The organism is Bacteroides gallinaceum, assembly GCF_030373775.1.
Taxonomy (GTDB): domain Bacteria; phylum Bacteroidota; class Bacteroidia; order Bacteroidales; family Bacteroidaceae; genus Phocaeicola; species Phocaeicola excrementipullorum.
The window spans coordinates 1-10,554 of record NZ_JAUDEN010000053.1; the positions used below are offsets into that span (position 1 = coordinate 1).

The window sequence follows — 10,554 nt, forward strand, 5'->3', positions numbered from 1 at the left end:
TCTCAAAGCGAGTCCTTTTCAAGGCAAGCGGCAGCAAAATGCCGCCTTCCTCTGCAGAAAGGAAACGTTTCTCAACGATGAAAAGTGCCTTCTTCTCTGGAAAGAATTCAGCCAGCCCCTTAAAAAAGTCTATCTCCAGCCTAAAGATATACATCTTCAATCTGAAGATATGTATCTCCAGGCTGGAGATAGACATCTCTAAGCCAGAGATACAGAATATCACGGACAATCGCCTGCTTTTAGCTGACATTCCATTCTTCTTGGCAAACGAACCGCAGCGTCTGCCGTTACGGATTATGCTTTAAAATCAGGCCGGACAATATTCCTGCAGCGGGAGTTCTCCTCTCAACGCTCCTATTGCATTCATGGCCAGTGCTCCCATCTCATCTTCACCGGGAATGACAACTATTGGAGCCAGCCCTTCGATCCATTCACGTATTCCTTCCACACAATAGTCGCTGAAAGCGATTCCGCCGGTCAGGATGATGGCATCAGTCTGACCGTGAAGCGCCACATGCATCGCGCCGATCTGTTTGGCCACCGCATAAAGCATGGAATCGAGCACCAGCTTGTGGTTTTTCGCGCCTGCGTGCGCCCAGCGGACAATGGTCGGCACATCGGTTGTTCCCAAATGAGCGATCAGACCTCCTTTGCCGTTCAGCATTTTCCTGATCTCCTTATAGGTATATTTTCCGCTGAAACAGAGATCCACAAGCTGGCGTGCCGGAACAGTTCCCGCACGTTCAGGACTGAAAGGACCTTCTCCATTCAGGGCGTTGTTCACATCAATGACCTTTCCGTGATGATGCGCACTGACTGAAATCCCTCCTCCCAGATGAGCCACCACCAGATTCAGTTCTTCATACTTTTTCCCGATCCGTGACGCATAGTTTCTGGAAACCGCCCGACTGTTCAAAGCATGGAATATGGAGATACGCGGAATCTCCGGAATGCCGGTCAGACGGGCAAGAGCGCAAAGTTCGTCTGTCACCACAGGATCGGCGATAAACGACGGGCAGCCCGCTTCTCCGGCAATCTCATCGGCAATCCAAGCCGCCAGATTCGAAGCGTGTTCCATATCCGCATTCCACAAATCGTGTTTAATGCGCTCGTTTATGCGGTACACTCCGCCCGGCGTCGGTTTCAGCAAACCGCCCCGCGCCACCACTGCGTCAAACTCCAGGCGGATACCCGCACGCGCCAATGTGTCCCTCACGTGGCTGCACCGGTAATCATACTGCTCATTGATATGACGAAACGCAGCCAGTTCCTTAGACGGATGGCTCAGGCTGTCCTTCCATAAAGGACCGCTTTCGTCATATACGGCCAACTTGGTTGAAGTTGAACCGGGATTGATTACTAATATTCTCATATATGACTATTGATCTTGTTGATTTCCCGCCAGACACGCCAACGCCAGACTGTAGTATTTGGAGTTCCCCGAATCGCTCCGCGAAGGAACAACCACCGGAGCAATCGTTCCGGTCAGCATTCCCGCCATATTCGCATCGCCGAACAGCGACAAAGTCTTATAGAATGTGTTTCCTGACTCAATGTTCGGAAAAATCAAGATATCGGCATTCCCGACCACCGGCGACGAAAGCCCTTTGATGTCACCGCTATGCTTGTCGCATGCGGTCTTGGCATCCATCGGACCGTCTATAAACATTCTGCCGAATTTTCCTTCAGCGGCCTCCTGTTTCAAAGCCGCATAACTCAATGTATGCGGAAACTTCTCGTTGATCTTTTCCGTGCAATGGATCAATGCCACACGCGGTTCGTCATTGCCGAACTTACGGCAGACAGAAATGTCATTCATGATCATGGCACGGAACTGTTCAAGCGTCGGACGAGGGATGACAGCTGCATCCGAAAAGAAAAGCAGCTTATGATAAAGCGGCACCTGAGCTACTGCCACATGACTCAGAACACCCCCTTCCGGCAACAGGCCGACTCCTTTTTTCAGCACCGCGCGCAACAGATTGTCTGTATTGATAAGCCCTTTCATCAAAATATCTGCCTCACCTGTCCGTACCAACTGTACTGCCAGGGCAGCGGCATCATCAGGAGTGGCGACCTCATAAATCCGGATAAAATCGGGAGAAGCCGACCAAAGATGCCAGGCCACATCGAGATGGGCAGAGTCTGTCACCAGAAGATATTCGGCTATCTCTTCCCTCAAACTGCGTATGATCACATACTCCGTATGGGGATCGTTCGGGCAGACAACCGCTACTTTACGCCTTATTCCTCTGGAGCGCAGGCAATTTACCAACTGAGAAAGCGTTTGAATCATATTCATATCATCAGATTTTAAACAAATATGCAAAATTTATTCGGATAAATCCCTATATTTGTCCGAATAGCAGAAACATTTAACGTATGGCAACAACTTTATCTTTCGACATCAGCTCAGAATACAGCAACCTGCATAGCCGTTTTCCCAACCACAAAAAAGGAGCGCCGCTCATCGGAATTACCGGAAACTTCAGCGACGGCAACCTCACCTTGGCTCCCGGATACTATCAGTCGGTCGTTCAAGCCGGAGGAGTCCCTCTCATCATCCCTCCTTATGAAGACATGCAACTGCTTCTCAACATGCTCGACAGTCTGGACGGCATCCTTCTTTCAGGAGGCGGCGACATCAATCCCCTCTTTCTGGATGAGGAGCCGAAACCGGGTCTTCACAGCATAAACCCTTACCGCGACAGGCAAGAACTGATGCTTGTCCGGCTGGCGGCCAACCGCCAAATCCCCATACTGGGCATCTGCCGCGGCATACAGATAATGAATGCCGCATTGGGCGGATCGCTCTATCAGGACATCTATAGCGAAACGGACGGCACACTGCTCAAGCACAGCCAGGATATGGACCGCGCATTTGCCTCACATACGGTAGACATCGCGGCAGACAGCCTGCTGCACCGAATCATGCGAACAGAAAAGCTCCCGGTCAACTCATTCCATCATCAAGCCGTCAAATCGCCGGCACCCGGCTTTCGCGTTTCAGCAACGGCTCCCGACGGAGTGATCGAAGCTATCGAAAGCACAGAATACAAATCCATGCTAGGCGTACAATGGCATCCGGAATGCTTTCTGCTGAATCATGACAAGTGCATGATGCCTCTTTTCGGCTGGCTGATAAAGGAAGCGAAATCGTTTCGTGAAGCCAAACGAATCCACAAACGGCTGCTTACACTTGACACGCATTGCGACACGCCGATGTTCTTTGACCGGAACATCAATTTTGCCGCCCGCGATCCCCAGATCAAAGTCGACCTCCACAAGATGACCGAAGGACGGCAGGACGCAACCATCATGGTAGCTTATCTGCCTCAGAAAGAACGCACGGAAGAAGCTCTGCTGGCAGCGACAGCCAAAGCCGACCAGCTTTTGGACGAGATTGAAAGAATGGCGGCGATGAACTATACGGCAGTAGACATCGCTTATACCCCAGCGGACCTGTTCCGATTGAAGCGTGACGGAAAAAAGGCCATTATGCTCGGCATCGAAAACGGCTATGCCATCGGAAAAGATTTGAACAATGTGGAACGCTTCCGCAAGCGGGGAGTCGTATACATGACGCTATGCCATAACGGAAACAATGACATCTGCGGATCGGCACGCTACAACGACGAGAATCTGGGAGTCAGTGAATTCGGCGAGCAGGTAATCAAAGAAATGAACCGCGTGGGCATGGTCGTCGATCTGTCGCACGCAGGTGAACGCACTTTCTATGAAACACTGGAAATCAGTCCGCTGCCTCCGGTATGCTCTCATTCTTCATGCCGAAGCTTATGCAATCATCCGCGCAATCTGACAGATGAGCAGCTGAAAGCCATTGCACGGAAAGGAGGAACCGTGCAAATATGCCTCTACAGCGGCTTTTTGCACTCCTCCCGAGAAGCTACCATCTGCGATGCCGTCGAACACCTCCATCATGCGGTCAATATCATGGGCATAGACCATGTAGGAATAGGCAGCGACTTCGACGGCGACGGGGGAATCATCGGATGCAACGACTCTTCAGAACTTATCAATTTCACCCGCCGCCTGCTGTTCGAACGCTACAGCGAACAAGATATTCAGAAAATATGGGGAGGCAATTTTCTCCGGATTATGGAAGAAGTGCAGAAGCAGGCTGGAAGATAAAAGGGAAAGAAAAATCAGGCAAAAAACAAATCCATATACAAATAAATTATAACTTTACACCGATAAGACAAAAAGATATGATTTCATATAAAAACCTATTGGTAACATTGGCTTTTCTTTCGGGAAGCGCGCTGATTTCTTGCGGAAGCAGCAAGAAAAACAGCAGCCAGACAGAAGAGGCTGCCTCCCAAACGATTGTTCCGGCTCCCGCATTCAATGCAGACAGCGCTTATTCATATATCGCTGCACAGGTCAGCTTCGGGCCGCGCGTACCGAACTCTGCCGCACACAAGAATTGCGGAAACTATCTGGCCGGACAACTGGAAAAGTTCGGCGCAAAAGTATACAGTCAATACGCCGACCTGATGGCTTATGACGGCACCATCCTGAAAGCACGCAACATCATCGGTTCATACAAGCCGGAAATGAAGAAGCGGGTGCTGCTCTGCGCACACTGGGACAGCCGCCCCTATGCTGACCAAGATGAAGAAAAATTCCACCAGACGCCTATCGACGGAGCCAACGACGGAGCAAGCGGCGTAGGAGTCTTGCTGGAAATCGCACGGCAAATCCAGATGAAAGCTCCGGCAATAGGCATCGACATCGCTTTCTTCGATGCGGAAGACTACGGAATTCCCGAGTTCTACCGAGGGACTTACAAATCCGACACATGGTGCCTTGGCGCACAATACTGGGGACGCATCCCCCATGTCAGCGACTACAAGGCACGCTTCGGCATTCTGCTTGACATGGTAGGAGCCAAAGACGCCACTTTCTATTACGAACGTTTCTCGGCACGTACGGCCAACAGCCCAATGAAGAAAATCTGGAAGATGGCCGAACAACTGGGATACGGACGATACTTCATCAAACAGGAAGGAGGAGAGGTGACAGACGACCACGTCTACGTCAACCAGTTCCGCCAAATCCCATGCGTTGACATCATTCATTATGACGTGCAGGGCGATACGGGGTTCAATCCGACATGGCATACAACAGACGATACGATCGAACATATTGACAAAGCAACACTCCAGGCTGTAGGACAGACCGTAATGGGAGTAATCTACAATGAAAAATAATCAACATAAAACGAACGACAATGAAAACGATCAATGAACTTCAGAATGAAGTAATAGAGGAATTCAGCGACTTTGAGGATTGGATGGACAAATACCAGCTACTCATTGACTTGGGAAATGAGCAGGAAGCCCTCGATCCCAAATATAAAACCGACCAGAATCTGATTGACGGATGTCAGAGCAGGGTATGGCTTCAGGCTGATCTCGTAGACGGGAAAGTCATCTTTCAGGCAGAAAGCGATGCGCTGATCGTAAAAGGAATCATTGCGCTGCTCATAAAAGTGATATCAGGGCATACGCCAGACGAAATTCTGGATGCAGACCTGTATTTCATTGAAAAAATCGGTCTGAAAGAGCACCTCTCACCGACACGCAGCAACGGACTGCTGGCCATGGTGAAACAGATGCGTATGTATGCGCTTGCGTTTAAGGCAAAAGCGCAAGAACAAGAAACAAACTAAAACAACACCGTATGAAAGAATTTCTCCGAAGTACATTAGCCACGATTGCGGGCATATTCATTTGCGGATTCATTTTCGCCATTCTGGGAATCACAACAATGGCAGGGCTGCTGGCAACATCTGCCACAGAAACCGTAGTGAAGGACAAGTCTGTCTTTACGCTCGACTTGCAGGGGGTGGTTGACGAACGTTACCAACCAAGCCCCATCGACCAGTTTCTGGATGACAACATGTCTATGACTATGGGACTGGACGACATTCTGGCTTCCATACGCAAGGCCGAAAAAGACAAACATATCAAAGGAATATACCTGAACAGCGGAGCATTGGTGTGTTCCAGCGCCTCCCTGCAAGAGATACGGAATGCTCTGGCTGATTTCAAGAAAAGCGGAAAATTTCTGATTGCATACAGCGATGCTTACACACAGGGGGGGTATTATCTGGCGAGCGTCGCCGATAAGGTTATTGTCAACCCGGCCGGAAGTCTGTCTTGGCATGGTCTGGCTGCCGAAAGTATGTTCTACAAAGATCTGCTGGACAAAATAGGCGTAAAAATGCAGGTTTTCCGTGTCGGAACTTACAAGTCGGCTGTAGAACCCTATATCGGTACGGAGATGAGCCCGGCCAACCGCAAGCAGACACAAGCTTTCATTCATTCAATATGGAACGAGATGCTGGAGGATGTCGCAGAATCACGCAATGTAAGCAAAGACTCACTGAACGCACTGGCGGACAGAAATATGGATTTCCAACCGGCACAGACATACATAGAGAACGGACTGGCCGATACGCTGATGTACAAGGATGAGGTGCTGGCCTACCTGAAATCATTGACAGAAACAGAAGAAGATGATGAACTGCGCACTTTGACGCTGGAAGACATGATCAACGTTTCGTCCAAAAAGCCGAAAAACAAAAGCGGAAACATTATCGCTGTATATTATGCAACTGGCGACATCGACAATGGCAGCTCCTACGATGAAGGCATCAATTCTGAGAAGGTATGCAAGGACTTGCGTGACCTGCGGAAAGACGAACATGTAAAAGCTGTAGTGCTCCGCGTGAATTCTCCGGGTGGAAGCGCATACGGATCGGAACAGATCTGGCGCGAAGTTTCACTGCTGAAAGCTGAAAAACCGGTAGTCGTATCAATGGGCGATTATGCAGCCTCCGGAGGTTATTATATCTCTTGCGCCGCAACAAAAATTGTAGCCGAACCTACGACGTTGACCGGCTCCATCGGTATTTTCGGACTGGTTCCGGACATCTCACAACTGATGACTGATAAACTGGGGCTCCGCATCGACGGGGTGAAGACCAATAAACTTTCCGACCTTGGCAGTATGGGACGCCCGCTGAACGAAGAAGAAGGCGCACTGATCCAGCACATGGTAAATAACGGATACGAACTCTTTACCAAACGCTGCGCAGACGGACGAGGCATGTCTGTCGATTCCATCAAAAGCATTGCAGAAGGACGCGTCTGGACAGGATCTATGGCAAAAGAGCTGAATCTGGTGGACCAACTGGGAGGACTGGACACGGCAATATCTCTAGCCAAAGAGCTCAGCGGCACGGACGAATACAACCTGATCTGCTATCCGGAAAAGGAAGATTTCTTTACCAGTCTGATCAGCACGGGCAAAGGACGCTACATCAAGAGTCAGCTGAAGCAGGCTTGCGGCGAATTCTACAACGAACTGCTATTGCTCAAAAACATCAACAAAGCAGACCGTCTGCAAGCTCGCATGCCGTTTGAACTGCACATCCGATAAAACCAGGAATCCATGCACAAGAACAAGCCCAAAATATATTGGGGGCTATGGCCTGTCAGTATGCTATACGGAATCGGAGCAAGCATCCGCAACAAGCTTTTCGATTGGGGAATGCTGCGCTCCCGCTCCTTCCCGTTCCCGCTGATATGCATTGGAAATCTGACGGTAGGAGGAACGGGAAAAACTCCTCACACGGAGTATCTGATCCGTCTGCTGAAAAAGGAGTTCAAAGTAGCGGCATTAAGTCGGGGATATAAACGGGAAACAAAGGGTTTTGTGCTTGCTTCCTCATCAAGCACGGCTGCCGAAATCGGAGATGAGCCGTTCCAGATAGCACGCAAATTTCCAGACATTACAGTAGCCGTAGATGCAGACCGCTGCGAGGGCATCAATTTGATACAAGAGAAATGCCCGGCAACTGAAGTGATTCTGCTTGACGACGCTTTCCAGCACCGTTATGTAACCCCCGGACTATCGGTTTTGCTGACCGACTACAACCGCCCGATTTACGAGGACCAGCTATTGCCGGCAGGAAGGCTGAGGGAAACACGGAACGGTAAAAAACGCGCAGATATGATCATCGTAACAAAGTGCCCCGCCGGATTGTCTGACACGGAACAAGAAAGTATAAAAAGGAAACTTCAGCCTCATTCCGGACAGAAAGTTTTGTTTACAACCATGAAATACGGCAAACTACAGCCTCTGTTTGCCAATGCCGCCGAACGTTCACTCGACAGCCTGAAGAAACAGGAAGAGATTCTTTTGCTGACAGGCATTGCTTCACCCGATGGTCTGGCAAAAACATTGAGGACACATTGCGACAAGGTTCGCCTGCTGGCGTTTCCCGACCATCACGCATTCGACAGGCAAGATTTGCAAAAGCTGGAAAGAATGTTCGGGCAACTGACGGCAGACAGAAGGCTAATTGTTACGACAGAGAAAGACGCGGCACGGCTAAGAATGCACCAATTGAGCAACGTGCTTAAAGAATCGATCTACACACTTCCTATAGAAGTGGAATTTATAAATAAACAAGAAACTATATTTAACAAAAAAATAATCGAGTATGTTAGAAAAAATTCAAGAAACAGCAGCATTCATCAAAGCTAAAATGCACACTCAACCGGAAACAGCAATCATTCTGGGAACCGGGCTGGGCAGTCTGGTACAGGAAATAACTGATGCATACGAAATCAATTATTCGGACATACCCAACTTCCCTGTGTCAACCGTAGAAGGACACAAGGGAAAACTCATTTTCGGAAAACTGGGAAACAAGGATATAATGGCCATGCAAGGACGTTTTCACTTTTACGAAGGCTACTCAATGCAGGAAGTAACCTTTCCGGTACGTGTCATGCGCGAACTTGGCATCAAAACCTTATTCGTTTCCAATGCAGCCGGAGGCATGAATCCCGATTTTGAAATCGGAGATTTGATGATTATCACCGACCACATCAACTTTTTCCCGGAGCATCCGCTACGCGGCAAGAATATCGAATACGGTCCTCGCTTCCCGGATATGAGCGAAGCTTATTCAAAAGAAATCATTAACCACGCATTGGAAATCGCCAAAGAAAAAGGCATAAAGGTACAGCAGGGAGTATATATCGGCACACAAGGCCCAACCTTTGAAACGCCTGCAGAATATAAGATGTACCATATCCTCGGCGGAGATGCGGTGGGAATGTCAACCGTTCCGGAAGTTATCGTTGCCAACCATTGCGGAATCAAGGTTTTTGGAATCTCCGTTATTACAGACTTAGGCGTAGAAGGAAAAATTGTGGAAGTTTCGCATGAAGAGGTGCAAAAAGCAGCAGACGAAGCGCAACCACGCATGACAACCATTATGAGGGAACTTATAAACAGAGCATAAAAGACCATGCACGAAGGACAAAGAACAGAAATCTCAACTCTAGGCGAGTTCGGCTTGATCAAGCATTTAACTCAAGGCATCAAACTTCAGAACCCGGAAACGGTTTATGGTGTAGGAGATGATGCTGCAGTCATGAACTTTTCAAACAAACAGGTGCTGATGACCACAGACCTGCTGATGGAAGGCGTTCATTTTGATCTGGTATATACTCCACTGAAGCATCTGGGATACAAAGCGGCAATGGTAAACTTCTCGGATATCTACGCAATGAACGGTACACCGAAACAAATAACAGTTTCGCTGGCCATATCAAAACGTTTCTGTGTGGAAGATCTCGAAGATTTTTATGAAGGATTAAAACTGGCCTGCCAACTACACCACGTTGACATAGTAGGAGGCGACACAACTTCATCAGTCACGGGAATGGCAATTTCCATCACCTGCATCGGTGAAGCAGACAAAGGGCAAATAGTATACCGCAACGGAGCTCAAGATACAGATCTGATCTGTGTTTCTGGTGATTTGGGAGCTGCCTACATGGGGCTTCAGCTGCTTGAACGAGAAAAAGCCGTATTTAAAGGCGAAAAAGACGTTCAGCCGGATTTTGCCGGGAAAGAATATCTGTTGGAACGAATTCTGAAACCGGAAGCCAGAAAAGATATAATCGAAAACCTTGCCCAGGCTGGCATCAAGCCTACTGCCATGATGGACGTTTCAGATGGGCTTTCATCGGAACTGATGCATATCTGTTCACAAAGCAATACAGGCTGCCGGATTTATGAAGAAAGAATTCCAATCGATTATCAGACCGCTGTCATGGCCGAAGAGTTCAATATGAATCTAAGCACTTGTGCCTTAAATGGCGGAGAAGACTACGAGCTGCTGTTCACCGTACCTTTGACAGCGCATGAAACGATTTCTGAATTAAAAGATGTCAAGATAATCGGCCACATTACAAAACCGGAACTTGGCTGTGCTCTCGTCACTCGTGACGGCAATGAATTGGAGTTGAAAGCTCAGGGGTGGAACCCTTTGAAAGAATAAGCCTCAAAAAATCACAGCATCCCAAGGCAATGAATCCATTGCATTAGGATGCTGTTTTTCATATCAAGAGAGCCGTAAAAGCAAAAAAATCATTTTTTCCTTTCTAAAAGTTTGTCAGTTAAAAAAAATGCACTACCTTTGCAAGCGCAATCAAATAAGACAGC

General features: G+C 48.6%; 10 protein-coding genes. 8 read left to right on the forward strand and 2 right to left on the reverse strand.

Annotated elements, in window-relative coordinates; genetic code table 11:
- Positions 1-305: hypothetical protein (locus tag QUW60_RS14760; RefSeq protein ID WP_289561441.1), on the forward strand; the 305-nt coding region annotated here is incomplete at its 5' end.
- Positions 306-307: 2 nt separating this feature from the next.
- Here the strand turns inward: QUW60_RS14760 and buk are convergent.
- Positions 308-1,372: a butyrate kinase gene (buk, locus tag QUW60_RS14765; protein ID WP_289561443.1), complete on the reverse strand. Its 1,065-nt coding sequence runs from the start codon at positions 1,370-1,372 to the stop codon at positions 308-310.
- Between the two features lie 6 nt (positions 1,373-1,378).
- Positions 1,379-2,302 (reverse strand): phosphate acyltransferase, encoded by a 924-nt coding sequence (locus QUW60_RS14770; RefSeq protein WP_289561445.1) that lies wholly within the window; start codon positions 2,300-2,302, stop codon positions 1,379-1,381.
- A gap of 80 nt (positions 2,303-2,382) precedes the next feature.
- Here QUW60_RS14770 and QUW60_RS14775 point away from each other — a divergent pair, with 80 nt between their 5' ends.
- The 7 genes from QUW60_RS14775 (at position 2,383) to thiL (ending at position 10,390) form a co-directional block, all read left to right on the forward strand.
- Complete coding sequence (locus QUW60_RS14775; RefSeq protein ID WP_289561447.1) at positions 2,383-4,152, forward strand: gamma-glutamyl-gamma-aminobutyrate hydrolase family protein; 1,770 nt, start codon at positions 2,383-2,385, stop codon at positions 4,150-4,152.
- Positions 4,153-4,232: 80 nt separating this feature from the next.
- Complete coding sequence (locus tag QUW60_RS14780; protein WP_434736811.1) at positions 4,233-5,234, forward strand: M20 family metallopeptidase; 1,002 nt, start codon at positions 4,233-4,235, stop codon at positions 5,232-5,234.
- 20 nt (positions 5,235-5,254) lie between these two features.
- The gene (locus QUW60_RS14785; RefSeq protein WP_258339190.1) at positions 5,255-5,695 is read left to right on the forward strand and encodes a SufE family protein; all 441 of its coding nucleotides are present in this window, start codon (positions 5,255-5,257) and stop codon (positions 5,693-5,695) included.
- Positions 5,696-5,706: 11 nt separating this feature from the next.
- Positions 5,707-7,470 (forward strand): signal peptide peptidase SppA, encoded by a 1,764-nt coding sequence (gene sppA, locus QUW60_RS14790; protein WP_258339189.1) that lies wholly within the window; start codon positions 5,707-5,709, stop codon positions 7,468-7,470.
- Positions 7,471-7,482: 12 nt separating this feature from the next.
- Complete coding sequence (lpxK, locus tag QUW60_RS14795; protein WP_289561451.1) at positions 7,483-8,580, forward strand: tetraacyldisaccharide 4'-kinase; 1,098 nt, start codon at positions 7,483-7,485, stop codon at positions 8,578-8,580.
- Positions 8,537-9,346, forward strand: coding sequence for a purine-nucleoside phosphorylase (locus QUW60_RS14800; RefSeq protein ID WP_258339187.1), 810 nt, complete (start codon positions 8,537-8,539; stop codon positions 9,344-9,346). Before lpxK ends, QUW60_RS14800 begins: the two co-directional genes overlap by 44 nt.
- Before the next feature lie 6 nt (positions 9,347-9,352).
- Positions 9,353-10,390 carry a thiamine-phosphate kinase gene (gene thiL, locus QUW60_RS14805; protein ID WP_258339186.1) on the forward strand — a complete coding sequence of 346 codons (1,038 nt, stop codon included), beginning with the start codon at positions 9,353-9,355 and terminating at the stop codon, positions 10,388-10,390.
- Positions 10,391-10,554 lie beyond the last annotated feature (164 nt).